Here is a 15,531-nt window from a genome sequence, read left to right as displayed (position 1 = left end):
ATGTACTTTATGCGTCGAACTTTTCGCTGCACATCACGCGCGCGTGCGGCAAAGCTACCGGAATGAACCGGGAAGGGCAAACGACGCTCGTCGGCCATACTGGCACTTCGCCGCCTTTCCGGGCATCCTAGCCTGCGCCGAATTCAGCCGTATCGCCCCAGGTCCTTAAGTCCTTGTCTATTTTCCCCCGTACTCCTCCGGACGCCCTGGCCAGGCCTGGCCGCGTGGCGACCCGGACCGCGCTGGTGCTGCTGGTGCTGTTCATGCTCGGCCTGCTGGGCTGGCAGCTGCATCAGGAGTTCCGTAGCCAGGAGCGCTTCGAGCGCGAGCGGGTGGTGCTGCACGGCGAACAGATGGCCCAGCGGATCTCCCTGACCCTGGAGCTCAAGGCCGTGGCGGCCCAGGCCCTGCTGCAGCAGGAGCAGGACCGCGACCCCGGCGACGTCCACGCGCCGCTGATCGCCGGCCTGACACACATCTACCCGTCCTTTCACAGCCTGGTCCGGCTGAACGCCAGCGGCGTGCCCGTGCATGACTCCGCCAGCGGCATCAAGGACACCGCGTTCATCGAGGCCCTGCGCCAGCGCAGCACGCAGCAGACCTATCACTACGCCTTCAGCGAGGAAAACGGCGGCCACTTCTATGTCTGGCTGAAGGCCACCGAGGCGGGCGAAGGCGACAGCGTTATCCGCCTTGACGAAAAGGCTGCCCGACGTGGCTGGGCGGCGCAGATCCGCCCCGAATCACCGGACTGGATTCTGGTCGATGACGTCCAGCAGAAGGTCCTCGGCCGTTCCAGCGGCTTCCGCCCCGGCCCGCTGTCCGCCGCCTCGCCGCTGGAACAGGCGCAGAGCCTGGACGGCCTGGACATCCAGAACACCGACTGGCAGTTGCACCCGCAATTCGACGACCGGCAGATCCGCGCCACCCTGCTGCCGCGCCTGGCCGGCGAGCTGGCTCTGCTGCTGGTACTGGCGGGCGTTGCAGGCGCCGCCCTGCTGCGCCTGCAGCGCGAACAGCAGAACCTGCGGGCACTGACCGTGGAGTCGCAGCAGAGTCTGCGCCAGGCCGCGCAGGCTCTCGGCGCGATCGACGAGCGGGTACTGGTGACCCGCGCCGACGGGCGCCTCGCCTACCTCAATCCACAGGCCGAGCAGCTGTTCGGCATCAGCGCCGACAAGGCCGGCGAGCATCACCTGCTGGAGCTGCTGCCCGGCCTGGGCAACCTGCTGCATGGCGGCGATGCCGCGGCGGAGAACGGCTCCGAACTGGTGCGCGTCAACGATACCGGCCAGGCCCGGCTGTTCGCCGTCAGCCACCATTCCCTGGACGACAGCCCGCTGTCGCCGGAGCAGACCTGGGTGCTGCGCGGCAACCTGCCCCAGGGCGGGCAGGTCTGGGTGCTGCGCGACGTCACCGAGGAACAGCAGGCGCTGCACATCCTCGAAGAGACCCGCCGGCGCTACCAGGACATCTTCGACGGCGTCGGCGTCGCCCTTTGCGTGCTCGACCTTTCCGCGCTGCGCCAGAGCCTGGTGGACCTCAACCTGCGCCGACAGAGCGACCTGCGCGAGTGGATCGCCTCGCAGCCCGAGCGCCTGCCCTGGCTGTTGCGCCAGGTACGCATCACCGAGATCAACAACGTCGCCAAGCGCCTGATGGGCGTGAGCACCACCGAACAGGCCTGGCAGGTTCTCGTCGGCGGCGCCGGCATGCGTCCGGACGGCGTGCGCAGCAAGGTCCTCGAAGCCGTGCTGCACGGCCACGGCATGGTCGAGCTGGAAGCCTGCATCCATACCCGCCAGGGCGAGCAACGCCATCTGTGGCTGCAGTTGCGCGTGCCGGAGATGATCCAGGACTTCCACGCCGTCACCCTGAGCCTGTCGGACATCACCAGCCGCAAGCAGGTCGAGCTGTCGCTGATCGAGCGCGAGAAGTTCTGGTCCGACGCGGTGCGCGCGGTGCCCGACACCCTCTACATCCACGACATCGCCGCGCGCCGGGTCATCTTCAGCAACCACAACCTCGGCCACCAGCTCGGCTACGACAACGACGAGCTGCGCGAGATGGGCGAGCGCTTCTGGGAGAAGGTGCTGCACCCGGACGACGTCGAATACTATTGGCGCGTGCGCAACCTGCAGCAGGTGGTAGGCGACGGCCTGCTGCTGGACAGCCAGTTGCGCTGGCGCCACCGCGACGGCAGCTGGCACTGGTTCGACATCCGCGAGCAGGCCTTCACCCGCGACGCCTCCGGCCGCGTGGCGCGGCTGATCGGCGTGGCCAAGGACATCACCGACACGGTCGAGGCGCACAACTCCCTGCGCGAGAGCGGCCGCCGTTACCGCATGCTCGCCGAGAGCATCAGCGACGTGATCCTCTCCACCGACGCCCAGGTCAAGCTCAACTACCTCAGCCCGTCTATCCACCAGGTGCTCGGCTACAGCCCCGAGTGGGTGCTGTCCAACGGCTTCCAGCAGGTGGCCGCCAACCCGGCTCAGCTGGAGCGCCTGGATGAACTGCTGAACCGCGTGCAGGGCGCCATCGGCGAGCCCAAGCGCCTGGCCGAGCTGCGTGAAAGTGCCGAACCGCAGCTGTTCAGCCTCGACTGCCTGCATGCCGACGGCCACAAGATTCCCGTGGAGCTGCGCATCGCTTTGATGTGGGACGACCACGGCCGCTTCGAAGGCCTGCTCGGCGTCGCTCGCGACGTGAGCCAGCAGCGCCGCGCCGAGCGCGAGATGCGCATGGCGGCGACGGTATTCGAGCACTCCACGGCGGCGATCATGGTCACCGACCCAGCCGGCTACATCGTGCAGATCAACGACTCCTTCAGCCGCCTCACCGGCTACTCCGCCGAGGAGGTGCTGGACCAGCTGCCGCGCCTGCTCACCGCCGACCGCCAGGAAGCCAACCAGCTCAAGCACGTGATGGAAAGCCTGCTCAAGAGCGGCAGCTGGGAAGGCGAGATCCTGCAGAAGCGCAAGAACGGCGAGCTGTACCCCAGCTGGGTCGGCATCACCGCGGTGCATGACGAGGACGGCGACCTGGTCAGCTTCGTCTGCTTCTTCAGCGACATCAGCGAGCGCAAGGCCAGCGAGCGTCGCATCCATCGCCTGGCCTACTACGACGCCCTGACCCACCTGCCCAACCGCACGCTGTTCCAGGACCGCCTGCACACCGCCCTTTTGCAGGCCGAACGGCACCAGCAGTGGGTGGTGCTGATGTTCCTCGACCTCGACCGCTTCAAGCCGATCAACGACTCCCTCGGTCATGCCGCAGGCGACCGCATGCTCAAGGAAGTGGCAGAGCGCCTGAGCCTTTGCGTCAGCGACGACGACACTGTGGCGCGCATGGGCGGTGACGAGTTCACCCTGCTGCTGCCCGGCCAGAAGGACCGCGAGAAGGCGCTGCGCCAGGCGATCCAGGTCGCCGAGCAGATTCTCTCCAGCCTCGCCCGCCCCTTCACCCTGGAAGGCCGCGAGTTCTTCGTCACCGCCAGCATCGGCGTTGCGCTCTCGCCGCAGGACGGCGCCGAGCTCAGCCAGTTGATGAAGAACGCCGACACTGCGATGTACCACGCCAAGGAAATGGGCAAGAACAACTTCCAGTTCTACCAGGCCGAGATGAACGCCCGCGCGCTGGAGCGCCTGGAGCTGGAAAGCGACCTGCGCCGCGCCATCGAGCTGCACGAGTTCGTCCTGCACTACCAGCCGCAGTTCACTGGCGACGGCCGCCGCCTGACCGGTGCCGAGGCGCTGCTGCGCTGGCAGCACCCCAAGCGCGGGCTGATCCCGCCAGCGGAGTTCATCCCGGTGCTGGAAGAGCTCGGCCTGGTCGCCCAGGTCGGCGACTGGCTGCTGGAGCAGGCCTGCCTGCAACTGCGCGCCTGGCACCGGGACAAGGTTCGGGTGCCGAAGATTTCCGTGAACCTCTCGGCCCGGCAGTTCGCCGACGGCCAGCTGGGCGAGCGCATCGCCGGCATCCTCGCGGACACCGGCATCGCCCCGGCCTGCCTGGAACTGGAGCTGACCGAAAGCATCCTGATGAGCGACGTCTCCCAGGCGATGCAGATACTCCAGGGCCTGAAGCGCCTGGGCCTGGCGATTGCGGTGGACGACTTCGGCACCGGCTATTCCTCGCTCAACTACCTGAAGCAGTTCCCCATCGACGTGCTGAAGATCGACCGCAGCTTCGTCGACGGCCTGCCCCACGGCGAGCAGGACGCACAGATCGCCCGCGCCATCATCGCCATGGCCCACAGCCTGAACCTGATGGTGATCGCCGAGGGCGTGGAGAGCCACGAGCAGCTCGAGTTCCTGCGCGAACACGGCTGTGACGAGGTACAAGGCTTCCTCTTCGGCCGCCCGGTGCCGGCCGACCAGTTCGCCGCGCTGTTCGCCAGCAACGCGCTGTTCCTGCTCGGCTGAACGCACAGCGGCGCAGGAGAGCGCCTTTGCAGGATGGGTGGAGCGCAGCGATACCCATGCTGTCGCGATGTCGGATCGATGGGTATCGTTTCGCTCCACGCTATCCTACGTCGAGTTTCTCCTGCACCTTCGGCAAGTGGCTCGTCACGCCATTTCGGCCACTCGCCCGCGCGCGATCCCGGCCTTGAACCCCGCTTGTCAGCCACATGACCGCCTTTCATGTGCCAGCACCGGCGCCTTGGGTTAGAATGCGCGCCTTTCCCCAGCACCCGATCCTTAAGAGGACCGCCATGTTCAGCCGTGATTTGACCCTCGCCCGCTACGATGCCGAACTCTTCGCCGCGATGGAGCAGGAAGCCCAGCGCCAGGAAGAGCACATCGAGCTCATCGCCTCCGAGAACTACACCAGCCCGGCGGTGATGGAAGCCCAGGGTTCGGTGCTGACCAACAAGTACGCCGAAGGCTACCCGGGCAAGCGCTACTACGGTGGTTGCGAGTACGTCGACGTCGTCGAGCAGCTGGCCATCGACCGCGCCAAGGAACTGTTCGGCGCCGACTACGCCAACGTCCAGCCGCACGCCGGCTCCCAGGCCAACGCCGCCGTTTACCTGGCCCTACTGTCGGCCGGTGACACCATCCTGGGCATGAGCCTGGCCCATGGCGGTCACCTGACCCACGGCGCCAGCGTTTCCTCCTCCGGCAAGCTGTACAACGCCGTTCAGTACGGCATCACCGACGCCGGCCTGATCGACTACGACGAAGTCGAGCGCCTGGCCGTCGAGCACAAGCCGAAGATGATCGTCGCCGGCTTCTCCGCCTACTCCCAGGTGCTGGACTTCGCCCGCTTCCGCGCCATCGCGGACAAGGTCGGCGCCTACCTGTTCGTCGACATGGCCCACGTGGCCGGTCTGGTCGCCGCTGGCGTCTACCCGAACCCGGTGCCGTTCGCCGACGTGGTCACCACCACCACCCACAAGACCCTGCGCGGCCCGCGCGGCGGCCTGATCCTCGCTCGCAAGAACGAAGAGATCGAGAAGAAGCTGAACTCCGCTGTCTTCCCGGGTGCCCAGGGTGGCCCGCTGGAACACGTGATCGCCGCCAAGGCCGTGTGCTTCAAGGAAGCTCTGCAGCCCGAGTTCAAGGCCTACCAGCAGCAGGTCCTGAAGAACGCCCAGACCATGGCCAGCGTATTCATCGAGCGCGGCTTCGACGTGGTTTCCGGCGGTACCCAGAACCACCTGTTCCTGCTGTCCCTGATCAAGCAGGACATCACCGGTAAGGACGCCGACGCCGCCCTGGGTCGTGCCTTCATCACCGTGAACAAGAACAGCGTGCCGAACGACCCGCGTTCCCCGTTCGTCACCTCCGGCCTGCGCATCGGCACCCCCGCTGTGACCACCCGCGGCTTCAAGGAAGCCGAGTGCCGCGAGCTGGCTGGCTGGATCTGCGACATCCTGACCAACATGGGCGACGAGTCCGTGGTGGACGGCGTGCGCGAGAAGGTCAAGGCCATCTGCGCCAAGTTCCCGGTCTACGGCGCCTAAGCCCAGCCCGCGAACCGCGAAACGAAAAAGCCCGGCAGATGCCGGGCTTTTTCATGTCTGTCATTCGCAGAGTCCTGACCTGTGGGGCGCGTATCGCGCCAGCGTTATCCGCCGTCGGGTCATCGGCGGATAACCTGTCCCAGGTTATTCGCCCTACGCAGTGCCACCCTATTCAAACCCCTATAAAGAAGCTACGGCTGCCCGCCGGACTTCTGCTCCGGCTGCACCGGCACGTCACGCAGCTCATTGAGCCGACGCACCAGCGTCTGCGCCTCCTCCGGGCTGGCGAAGCCCTTGAGCAGCACCTGCCCATCGGTCACCACCCGCGTCACCCTGGGCAGCAGGCGCAGCTGCCCGTCGATGACCACCGCCAGGGCGTTGCCCTGCTCTTCCCGGGTCAGTTTCGCCAGGCGCTGGCTGGCTTCGGGAGTGAACAGCACGCGCACGGCCGGCGCGCCATCGGCCACGCTGGCCAGTTCGGCCCGCTGCACGTCGCGCTGGGTCAGGGCGGGATGAGTGGTCACCAGCACGGCCTTGCCCTGCGGGTCGGCCAGGGTGCGGGTGCTGGCCGTGGGCTTCTCGGCCACGGCATGGACATCGAACGTATGCTGCGGGGCCGACGGCGGCGCACCGGCACACGCACCCAGCAAAGAGGCGCCCAACAATGAGGCAAGGAGGATCGGAATAGAGCGTTTCATCGACGGAGAATCGGACAGGATGGCCCGGTCAGGCCAGGGTTATTGCCAAGGTCATGAACAGTCAGACCACCCACAGCGCACAAGTTGCACTCCCTTGGTCGGCGCTCGCGTCTAAGCTTGCAGACGAACGGATGCTGGCGGTCCGGTCAGAAATTCTCCGGCGCAGGACGAGCTGGTATCATGCGCGCCTTTTGCCGGTCACAAGAAAAGGCGCACGGCCCACCTGGGCATGCACCTTGCTTTTCCCGGCCAGAACGATAACGGCGCGAGAGCGTCACGGGGAGCCAAACATGCTGGAAAAGCTGTTCCAACTCAAGGCGCACAACACCACTGTGCGCACCGAGATCCTGGCGGGTATCACTACCTTCCTGACCATGGCCTACATCCTTTTCGTCAACCCGAGCATTCTCGGCGAGACGGGCATGGATAAGGGCGCGATCTTCGTCGCGACCTGCCTGGCCGCGGCCATCGGCTCGGCGGTGATGGGCCTGATCGCCAACTACCCGATCGCCCTGGCTCCCGGCATGGGCCTGAACGCCTTCTTCACCTACACCGTGGTCCTGCACATGGGCCACACCTGGCAGGTGGCCCTCGGCGCGGTGTTCCTCTCCGCGTGCATGTTCTTCATCATTTCGATCTTCCGCATCCGCGAATGGATCATCAACAGCATCCCGCTGGCGCTGCGCTCGGCCATCGCTGCCGGCATCGGCCTGTTCCTTGCGCTGATCGCGCTGAAGGAGTCGGGCATCGTCGTCGCCAACCAGGCCACCCTGGTGGGCATGGGTGACCTGGCCAAGCCCGCGCCGCTGCTGGCGATCCTCGGCTTCATCCTGATCGTCGCCCTGGAAGCCCGCCGCGTGACCGGCGCGGTGATGATCGGCATCCTGGTGGTGACCTTCATCTCCATCGCCATCGGTGTCTCCCAGTTCGGTGGCGTGGTATCGATGCCGCCGTCGCTGGCGCCGACCTTCCTGCAGCTGGATATCAAGGGCGCGCTGGACATCGGCCTGTTCAGCGTGATCTTCGCCTTCCTCTTCGTCGACCTGTTCGACAACTCCGGCACCCTGATCGGCGTCGCCAAGCGCGCCGGCCTGATGGGCAAGGACGGGCACATGCCGAAGATGGGCCGCGCCCTGATCGCCGACAGCTCCGCCGCCATGGTCGGTTCGCTGCTGGGCACCTCCACCACCACCAGCTACATCGAGTCGGCGGCTGGCGTTTCCGCTGGTGGCCGCACCGGCCTGACCGCCATCGTGGTCGCCGTGCTGTTCCTGCTGGCGCTGTTCTTCGCCCCGCTGGCCGGTAACGTGCCGGCCTTCGCCACTGCACCGGCGCTGTTCTTCGTCGCCGTGCTGATGGCCTCGGGCCTGGCCGAGATCGACTGGGACGACCTGACCGTCGCCGCCCCGGTGGTAGTGACCGCACTGGCCATGCCGCTGACCTTCTCCATCGCCAACGGCATCGCCTTCGGCTTCATCACCTGGACCGCCTGCAAACTGCTGTCCGGCCGTTTCCGCGAGCTGAACCCGGCTCTGGTGATCCTGTCGATCCTGTTCGTGATCAAGCTGGGCTGGTTCAACGCCTGATCTGATTCTCCCGGCATGGGTATCGCTGCGCTCCACCCATCCTACAAGTGACACTGATGTAGGATGGTGTGGAGCGAAGCGATACCCATCAAATGCCGCCGCCTCCACACGAGTTACCCGCCCCATGAGCAGTCCGCGTTTCGATCCCTCCCAATACGACAGCCAACTGGCCGAAAAGGCCGCGCGCCTGCGCGAGCTGCTGGCGCCCTTCGCCGCGCCAGAGCCGGAGGTGTTCGATTCGCCCCGCGAGCATTACCGCCTGCGCGCCGAATTCCGCCTGTGGCGCGAGGGCGAAGCCCGCCACTACGCGATGTTCGAGCAGGGCGACAAGCACACGCCGATCCTCATCGAAGAATTCCCCATCGCCAGCCAGCGCATCAACGAACTGATGCCGCGCCTGAAGGCCGCCTGGGCCGAGCCGACGCTGGGCCACAAGCTGTTCCAGGTGGAGTTCCTCACCACCCTGGCCGGCGACGCAATGATCACTCTCTGCTACCACCGCCCGGTGGACGCCATCTGGCAGGCTGCCGCCGAGAAGCTGGCCAGTGAGCTGGGCGTGAGCATCGTCGGCCGCTCCCGTGGCAAGCGCCTGGTCGTCGGCCGTGACTACGTCAGCGAAGAACTGACCGTCGCCGGCCGTACCTTCCGCTACCGCCAGCCGGAGGGCGCCTTCACCCAGCCCAACGGCGAGGTCTGCCAGAAGATGCTCAACTGGGCGTACGAAGCCCTGGGCCAGCGCGAGGACGACCTGCTGGAGCTCTACTGCGGCAACGGCAACTTCACCCTGCCGCTGGCCACCCGCGTGCGCAAGGTGCTGGCCACCGAGATCAGCAAGACCTCGGTGAACGCCGCGCTGGCGAACCTGGCCGACAACGCCGTGGACAACGTCACCCTGGTGCGCCTCTCCGCCGAGGAGCTGACCCAGGCGCTGAATGACGTGCGCCCGTTCCGCCGCCTGGCCGACGTCGACCTGAAGTCCTACGCGTTCGGCAGCGTGTTCGTCGACCCGCCGCGTGCCGGCATGGACCCGGACACCTGCGAGCTGACCCGCCGCTTCGACAACATCCTGTACATCTCCTGCAACCCGGAGACCCTGGCGCAGAACATCGCCCAGCTGCACGACACCCACCAGGTGAGCCGCTGCGCCCTGTTCGACCAGTTCCCCTACACGCACCACATGGAAGCCGGCGTCCTGCTGACCCGCCGCTGAGCCTGCTCACCCGCCGCCCAACCAAGGGTTGGGCGGCGAGCCAGCGCCAGGCGGCTACGCTTGCGGGACAATGACAAGAGGCACGTCCATGTCCCGCCTGATCCTTCCCCTGTTCTGCCTGCTGCTGGCCGCGTGCGCCGGCACCGACCCCGCCAACATCAGCGTCTCCCCCGCCGCCAACGGCCGGCAAAGCACCTTCTTCATCCAGGCCGTGCGCGCACAGGGTCACCGCGAGGACCTGGAAGATCGCTTCGATCTCGCCGTGCGCCGCGCGCTGGAAGCCAAGGGCTACCACTATCAGGACAATTCAGGGGAGCTGCGGGTGATCTATGCCGTCGGACTGGATAGCCAGACCGGCATCGTCCAGCGCCCGGTGGTGACCGGCGCGGGGGTGATGACCCAGACGCAGATCACCGACCAGGAACAGGCGCGCCTGGCGCTGCAGATTCTCGACGAGGCGAGCGGACAGGTGCTCTATCAGGCGCAGGTGGCGCGCCAGCTGCACGATCCGAAGATTACCCAGCAGGCCGTGGACGAAGGCATCGCCCGCCTGCTCAGGGACTTCCCCGCGCAGGCGGGGAACTGAGGATCAGCTGTAGTTCGACGGCGACTTGCGCACGAACTTGATGCTGTACTTGAAGTCGGCCTTGCGCGTGACGCTGATGGCGCGACGGGTGACGGTGTCGATGGTGATGTTCCAGTTGCCGGTGCTGGGTACCTTGATCTTGGCCGGGAACCGGTCGAACGCGCCGCCGTGGTAGACGTGGCGCCCGCCATTCTTGAAGCTGCGGAAGGCGGCATCGGTCATCAGGCGGATATTGCAGGTCATGGAGCACTCGATGACGACCAGGTCGCCTTCGTTCAGGTGCTCACGTTGATGTACGAACTTCATGCTGGCTCCGCCTTGCTTCTACCGCGAAATCAATACGATAGCACGGAGCGGGGGTAACCCGGCAGCGCTGCCGCCGGCAGGCCGCGCCGCCTATCCGAAGCTCACAGTCCTTCGAAGTCCGCCTTGCGCTCCTCCGGCTCTTCCGGTTCGCGCACCACCACGGCGCGATGGCGCGACTGCCGCTCCAGCCAGTAGAGGGCGAAAATCGCCAGCGCCGAGATCACCCCGCGGTAGACCACGCCGGCCAGTTGCGCATCCCACTCCATGCCGCCTTCGGTCCAGGCGATCAGCAGGCGCGACAGCGTCAGGGTCAGTTGCACCAGGATCACCAGGATCAGCGCCGGCCGCACCAGCAGGCGCCGACGCAGGGCAAAGACGAGGAACAGCGCGAGGGCGAACTGGTGACCGCCATAGAAGACGCGGGCGTCGCTCACCGACGACGGTTCCATCAGCAGCATGCCGCTGAGGTTGGCCATCTCATAGGGGCGAATCCAGTAGAGCAGTCCCAGGCCACCCCAGACCAGAGCCTGGACCAGCAGGACGAGACGGGCGAAGAGCATCCGATTTCTCCTTGGCCATGCAGCCATTGCCGAGCGTCCAGACCTGCGACCGGGAGTCGCGGACGCACCACCGATCAGCTAGAGACCCCGCACGGCGCGGCAAGTTCGGGCCAGCGCGTCATATGGGGAAACAAACACCGGGTGGGGGCTGAAGACGCTCGGGAGTATGCTCGGTCGCGTTCGTATTTCGAGGTTCCAACCATGCGCACCCTGCTTCTGCTCACCGCCCTTGTCGCCGGCGCCGCCCAGGCCGCCGAGCCGCTGACCATCGACGTGCACCGCGATGCCAACTGCAGCTGCTGCAAGGACTGGATCAAGCACCTGGAAAGCAACGGCTTCACCGTCAACGACCACGTCGAGGCGGACATGAGTGCAGTGAAGACCAGACTCGGCGTGCCTTACAGCATGGGCTCGTGCCACACCGGCGTGATCGACGGCAAGTTTGTCGAGGGCCACGTACCGGCGGCCGACGTGCTCAAGCTGCGCGAGCGGGCCGATCTGGTCGGCGCCGCCGTGCCGGGCATGCCGATGGGCTCGCCGGGCATGGAGATGGGCGACCGGCATGACGCCTACCAGGTGGTCGGGTTGAACAAGGCCGGCCAGCGCGAGGTGCTGGCGGACTACCCCGCTCACTGACCTGACACCGAGGCACTCCCTCACCCCTGAACGCTTGTGGAGGTGGGATGGGGCTTCCGACGCGCGGGGCACTCTCCAGGTTCCCGCGCGACATGGCTCCGCGAGCAGGATGGGGTGAGGGACTCCACAACGAGAAAGGCGGCCATCTGGCCGCCTTTTTCGTTCTCCGGTTCCTGTCACTCGCCCTTGGCCGGCAACAGGCCGTCGGCGCGGAACATCGCCTTGATCCCGCGCACGGCCTGGCGCAGGCGGTCGCGATTCTCGATCAGGGCGAAGCGCACGTGGTCGTCGCCGTAGTCGCCGAAGCCGATGCCCGGCGACACCGAGACCTTGGCGTCCTTGAGCAGCTTCTTGGCGAACTCCAGCGAACCCAGGTGCGCATAGGCCGGTGGGATCTTCGCCCAGATGTACATCGACGCCTTGGGGTTCTCCACCATCCACCCGGCTTCGTGGAGGCCCTTCACCAGCACGTCGCGGCGCTTCTGATACTGGTCGGCGATATCGCGCACGCACTGCTGATCACCTTCCAGCGCGGCGATGGCCGCCACCTGCAGCGGGGTGAAGGTGCCGTAGTCGTGGTAGCTCTTGATCCGCGCCAGGGCCGAGACCAGCTCCGGATTGCCGACCATGAAGCCGATACGCCAGCCGGCCATGTTGTAGCTCTTGGACAGGGTGAAGAACTCCACCGCGATGTCCTTGGCGCCCGGCACCTGCATGATCGACGGGGCTTTCCAGCCATCGAAGGTGATGTCCGCGTAGGCCAGGTCGTGCACCACCAGCACGTCATAGCGCTTGGCGAGATCGACCACGCGCTCGAAGAAGTCCAGCTCCACGCACTGCGCGGTAGGATTGGAGGGGAAGCCGAGGATCATCATCTTCGGCTTGGGGATCGATTCGCGGATCGCCCGCTCCAGCTCGTTGAAGAAGTCGATCCCCGGCACCAGCGGCACCGAGCGCACCTGGGCGCCGGCGATCACCGCGCCATAGATGTGGATCGGGTAGCTGGGGTTGGGCACCAGGATGGTGTCGCCGTGGTCCAGGGTGGCCAGCATCAGGTGCGCCAGGCCTTCCTTGGAGCCGATGGTGACGATGGCCTCGGATTCCGGGTCGATCTCGACCTCGTAGCGGTCGCGGTACCAGTGCGAGATGGCGCGGCGCAGGCGCGGGATACCACGGGACGTGGAGTAGCCGTGGGTGTCTTCGCGCTGGGCGACCTGGCAGAGCTTTTCGACGATGTGCGGCGGCGTGGCCCCGTCCGGGTTGCCCATGGACAGGTCGATGATGTCCTCGCCACGGCGGCGGGCGGCCATCTTCAGCTCGGCGGTAATGTTGAAAACGTAGGGGGGCAGGCGATCGATGCGCGCAAAGCGACGAGCTGAACGGGGTTCAGTCATGGTGTCCTCTGATGAACGTAGGCGCCCGGAACCGTCCGAGCGACGCCGGCCACTGCGGTGGCCTGGAAAGCACGGTGCTGTGACCTGCGCTTTCTTGTCGGCGAACATATAGCTCGCTAGGCTGGCTGTCGAGTTTTTCTTTGCGCCGCTCAAGGGCGGCATCTGGAGGCCCATGTCCGCGCAACAGTACTGGCAGCTCGACGTCTTCGCCGACCAACCGCTCACCGGCAATGGCCTGGCGGTATTCCCCGACGCCCGTGGCATTCCCGCCCAGACCCTGCTGGCGCTGACCCAGGAGCTGCGCCAGTTCGAGTCGATCTTCCTGTTCCCGTCCGCCTCGCTGGACACCTACTCGGCGCGCATCTTCACCGTCGACGAGGAACTGCCCTTCGCCGGCCACCCGGTGCTGGGCGCGGCTGCGCTGCTGCACCACCTGCACCAGCGCGGCGAGGAAGAACACTGGACGCTGGAGTTGCCAGCCAAGCAGGTGAAGGTCGCCACGCGCCGTCGCGGCGCCGGCTTCCACGCCGAGATGAACCAGGGCGCCGCCGACTTCGGCAGCGTGCTCGACGATGACGCGCGCCGCTGGTTCGCCGAGGCCTTCTCGCTGAGTGCCAGCGATCTCGCCGACTACCCCGCCGCCGTGGTCAGCACCGGCCTGCCCTACCTGCTGCTGCCGGTACGCAGCGAGGCCCTGGGCCGCGTGCGCCAGCGCACGGATCTGGCAGCCGAGCTGGCCAAACTCAACGCTGCCTTCGTTTTCGTGCTGGATGTGGATAATCGCGAGGGCCGCACCTGGGATGGCGCCGGGGTCATCGAGGACGTCGCCACCGGCAGCGCCGCCGGCCCCGTTGCCGCCTACCTGGTGGAACTGGGCAAGGCCCGCCGCGGCGAGCTGTTCCAGCTGGCCCAGGGCCGCTTCGTCGGCCGCCCCAGTCGGCTCGACGTGCAGGTCGGCCAGGATGATGAGGTCCGCGTCGGCGGCGACGTGCAACTGCTCGCCCGCGCCGAGCTGCTGCACCGTTTCGCCTGACGACCGGGCTGGCGGCCAGCCCCACCCGCGACAACACTGAACCCACCTGTTCGATGGAGATGCCGCCATGCAATGGCGCAAAGGACGACGCAGCGACAACGTAGTGGATGCCCGCGATGACAGCGGCGGTGGTGGCATGGGCGGTGGCGGAGGCATGCGCATCGGCGGTCGCGGCCTGAGCCTGGGCGGCGTGGCCATCGTGGTAGTGATCGGCCTGCTCTCCGGGCAGGACCCGATGACCATCCTCGGCTCGCTGCTCGGCCAGATGGACGTCTCCCAGCAGCAGGCGCCGGCGCGGCCGACGCAAGGCAAGCCGGCCACCGGCAACGATCCGCAGGTGGATTTCGTCCGCTCGATTCTCGGCGATACCGAGGACACCTGGGGTGAGATCTTCTCCCGCAGCAACCAGCAGTACGAGCAGCCCAAGCTGATCCTGTTCAACGGCGGGGTGAACTCGGCGTGCGGCTTCGCCTCCTCGGCGGTCGGGCCGTTCTACTGTCCGGGCGACCACCGCGTGTACCTCGACCTCGGTTTCTTCCGCGAGATGGAACAGAAGTTCTCCGCCGCCGGCGACTTCGCCCAGGCCTACGTGATCGCCCACGAGGTCGGCCACCACGTGCAGAACCTGCTGGGCATCTCCGCGAAGATCAACGCCGCCCGCCAGCGCGGCGCGCGCATGGAAGGCGCCAACGGGCTTTCGGTGCGCCAGGAACTGCAGGCCGACTGCTTTGCCGGTGTCTGGGCCAATCACGCCCAGCAGCGCCTGAACTGGCTGGAGCCGGGCGACGTGGAAGAGGCGCTGAACGCCGCCAACGCCATCGGCGACGACCACCTGCAGCGCCAGGCGCGCGGCACGGTGATGCCCGATTCCTTCACCCACGGTTCGTCCGCGCAGCGCGTGCGCTGGTTCAAGATCGGCTTCGAGAGCGGTGCGCCGGGCAAGTGCGATACCTTCAAGGCGCAGACGCTGTAACGCCGTTATCGGGCTCGCCCGTTGCACGGTCCTACAGATAACGGCTGAGCAGGTCGAGGAAGTACAGCGGGTCCAGCGGCTTGACCATGAAATCCAGCACGTTCAGCCGCATCGCCTCGATCACGTCGCGAGCATCGGCCTGGCCGGACAGGACGATGATCGGCAGGAAGGTGCCGACCTCGTTCAGTTCGCGGATCAGGTCCAGCCCCGCGCCCTGGTGCTCCATGCGCAGGTCGGTCACCAGCAGGTCGATGTCCGACTCGTCGCGACGGATGCGCCGCAGCGCTTCGACGGCGCTGCCGGCGGTCAGGCAGCGCAGGTTCGCCCCCTCGATCAGTTCGCGCAGCTCGGCCAGCACCTCAAGGTCGTCGTCGACCACCAGCACCAGCGGCTTGCGCGGCGCCCGCGCGGTCACTTCGCGCAGCGCTTCGAGCTCCTCCTCGTCGAGGACCACAGGATTGACCATGAACGCCACACCGCAAGTAGAGGCTCGTTGACATCATTCTAGATGGCGATTGGCCTTTATTCCTGCAGTCCCGCACTCACCCTGCATATAAAAAAGGGCCGCAACGAGTGCG

The 15,531-nt window shown here is 66.6% G+C and carries 12 protein-coding genes and 1 pseudogene; 8 read left to right on the top strand and 5 right to left on the bottom strand.

Annotated elements, in window-relative coordinates:
* Positions 1–263: 263 nt before the first annotated feature.
* Positions 264–4,427, top strand: a complete 4,164-nt coding sequence (locus IB261_RS04645; protein WP_225606013.1) for an EAL domain-containing protein — start codon at positions 264–266, stop codon at positions 4,425–4,427.
* Between the two features lie 290 nt (positions 4,428–4,717).
* Positions 4,718–5,971 (top strand): serine hydroxymethyltransferase, encoded by a 1,254-nt coding sequence (gene glyA / locus IB261_RS04640; protein ID WP_024763060.1) that lies wholly within the window; start codon positions 4,718–4,720, stop codon positions 5,969–5,971.
* A 191-nt stretch (positions 5,972–6,162) separates the two neighbouring features.
* Here glyA and IB261_RS04635 read toward each other — a convergent pair whose 3' ends face one another.
* Positions 6,163–6,558 (bottom strand): SecDF P1 head subdomain-containing protein, encoded by a 396-nt coding sequence (locus tag IB261_RS04635; protein WP_318652487.1) that lies wholly within the window; start codon positions 6,556–6,558, stop codon positions 6,163–6,165.
* Between the two features lie 401 nt (positions 6,559–6,959).
* Here IB261_RS04635 and IB261_RS04630 point away from each other — a divergent pair, with 401 nt between their 5' ends.
* The 3 genes from IB261_RS04630 (at position 6,960) to IB261_RS04620 (ending at position 10,051) form a co-directional block, all read left to right on the top strand.
* Positions 6,960–8,255: an NCS2 family permease gene (locus tag IB261_RS04630; protein ID WP_081517309.1), complete on the top strand. Its 1,296-nt coding sequence runs from the start codon at positions 6,960–6,962 to the stop codon at positions 8,253–8,255.
* Positions 8,256–8,379: 124 nt separating this feature from the next.
* Complete coding sequence (gene trmA, locus IB261_RS04625; RefSeq protein ID WP_192381556.1) at positions 8,380–9,465, top strand: tRNA (uridine(54)-C5)-methyltransferase TrmA; 1,086 nt, start codon at positions 8,380–8,382, stop codon at positions 9,463–9,465.
* Between the two features lie 88 nt (positions 9,466–9,553).
* The gene (locus tag IB261_RS04620; RefSeq protein ID WP_081517308.1) at positions 9,554–10,051 is read left to right on the top strand and encodes a DUF4136 domain-containing protein; all 498 of its coding nucleotides are present in this window, start codon (positions 9,554–9,556) and stop codon (positions 10,049–10,051) included.
* Between the two features lie 3 nt (positions 10,052–10,054).
* Here the strand turns inward: IB261_RS04620 and IB261_RS04615 are convergent, their stop codons facing one another.
* Positions 10,055–10,357 carry a DUF1883 domain-containing protein gene (locus IB261_RS04615; protein WP_017521653.1) on the bottom strand — a complete coding sequence of 101 codons (303 nt, stop codon included), beginning with the start codon at positions 10,355–10,357 and terminating at the stop codon, positions 10,055–10,057.
* Between the two features lie 101 nt (positions 10,358–10,458).
* Entirely contained in the window at positions 10,459–10,917 is a 459-nt protein-coding gene (locus IB261_RS04610) for a DUF4345 family protein (RefSeq protein WP_081517307.1), read from the bottom strand.
* A gap of 184 nt (positions 10,918–11,101) precedes the next feature.
* Between IB261_RS04610 and IB261_RS04605 the strand changes: the two are divergent.
* A pseudogene (locus tag IB261_RS04605) lies at positions 11,102–11,553 on the top strand (DUF411 domain-containing protein).
* Between the two features lie 176 nt (positions 11,554–11,729).
* On the opposite strand, the gene alaC reads toward IB261_RS04605, so the two are convergent.
* Positions 11,730–12,947, bottom strand: coding sequence for an alanine transaminase (alaC, locus tag IB261_RS04600; RefSeq protein WP_081517305.1), 1,218 nt, complete (start codon positions 12,945–12,947; stop codon positions 11,730–11,732).
* Positions 12,948–13,119: 172 nt separating this feature from the next.
* Between alaC and IB261_RS04595 the strand changes: the two genes are divergently transcribed.
* Together IB261_RS04595 and ypfJ are read left to right on the top strand one after the other, a co-directional pair.
* A complete protein-coding gene (locus tag IB261_RS04595; RefSeq protein ID WP_151189382.1) occupies positions 13,120–13,980 on the top strand; it encodes a PhzF family phenazine biosynthesis protein in 861 nt (286 codons plus the stop codon).
* A gap of 67 nt (positions 13,981–14,047) precedes the next feature.
* Entirely contained in the window at positions 14,048–14,953 is a 906-nt protein-coding gene (ypfJ, locus tag IB261_RS04590; RefSeq protein ID WP_081517303.1) for a KPN_02809 family neutral zinc metallopeptidase, read from the top strand.
* 31 nt (positions 14,954–14,984) lie between these two features.
* Here the strand turns inward: ypfJ and IB261_RS04585 are convergent, their stop codons facing one another.
* Entirely contained in the window at positions 14,985–15,419 is a 435-nt protein-coding gene (locus IB261_RS04585; RefSeq protein WP_081517302.1) for a response regulator, read from the bottom strand.
* Positions 15,420–15,531: the final 112 nt, after the last annotated feature.

The sequence above is a fragment of the Pseudomonas sp. PDM20 genome (assembly GCF_014852575.3).
In the GTDB taxonomy this organism is placed as follows: Bacteria; Pseudomonadota; Gammaproteobacteria; order Pseudomonadales; family Pseudomonadaceae; genus Pseudomonas.
The sequence above is the reverse complement of the archived record's forward strand: the minus strand, read 5'-3'. Positions and strand labels throughout refer to the sequence as shown.

What these genes read in the sequence shown, in the direction of transcription:
- IB261_RS04645 (WP_225606013.1), top strand. Translation starts at nt 264, where the DNA reads ATGCTCGGCCTGCTGGGCTGGCAGCTGCATCAGGAGTTCCGTAGCCAG.
- glyA (WP_024763060.1), top strand. Translation starts at nt 4,718, where the DNA reads ATGTTCAGCCGTGATTTGACCCTCGCCCGCTACGATGCCGAACTCTTC.
- IB261_RS04630 (WP_081517309.1), top strand. Translation starts at nt 6,960, where the DNA reads ATGCTGGAAAAGCTGTTCCAACTCAAGGCGCACAACACCACTGTGCGC.
- trmA (WP_192381556.1), top strand. Translation starts at nt 8,380, where the DNA reads ATGAGCAGTCCGCGTTTCGATCCCTCCCAATACGACAGCCAACTGGCC.
- IB261_RS04620 (WP_081517308.1), top strand. Translation starts at nt 9,554, where the DNA reads ATGTCCCGCCTGATCCTTCCCCTGTTCTGCCTGCTGCTGGCCGCGTGC.
- IB261_RS04615 (WP_017521653.1), bottom strand. Translation starts at nt 10,357, where the DNA reads ATGAAGTTCGTACATCAACGTGAGCACCTGAACGAAGGCGACCTGGTC.
- IB261_RS04610 (WP_081517307.1), bottom strand. Translation starts at nt 10,917, where the DNA reads ATGCTCTTCGCCCGTCTCGTCCTGCTGGTCCAGGCTCTGGTCTGGGGT.
- alaC (WP_081517305.1), bottom strand. Translation starts at nt 12,947, where the DNA reads ATGACTGAACCCCGTTCAGCTCGTCGCTTTGCGCGCATCGATCGCCTG.
- IB261_RS04595 (WP_151189382.1), top strand. Translation starts at nt 13,120, where the DNA reads ATGTCCGCGCAACAGTACTGGCAGCTCGACGTCTTCGCCGACCAACCG.
- ypfJ (WP_081517303.1), top strand. Translation starts at nt 14,048, where the DNA reads ATGCAATGGCGCAAAGGACGACGCAGCGACAACGTAGTGGATGCCCGC.
- IB261_RS04585 (WP_081517302.1), bottom strand. Translation starts at nt 15,419, where the DNA reads ATGGTCAATCCTGTGGTCCTCGACGAGGAGGAGCTCGAAGCGCTGCGC.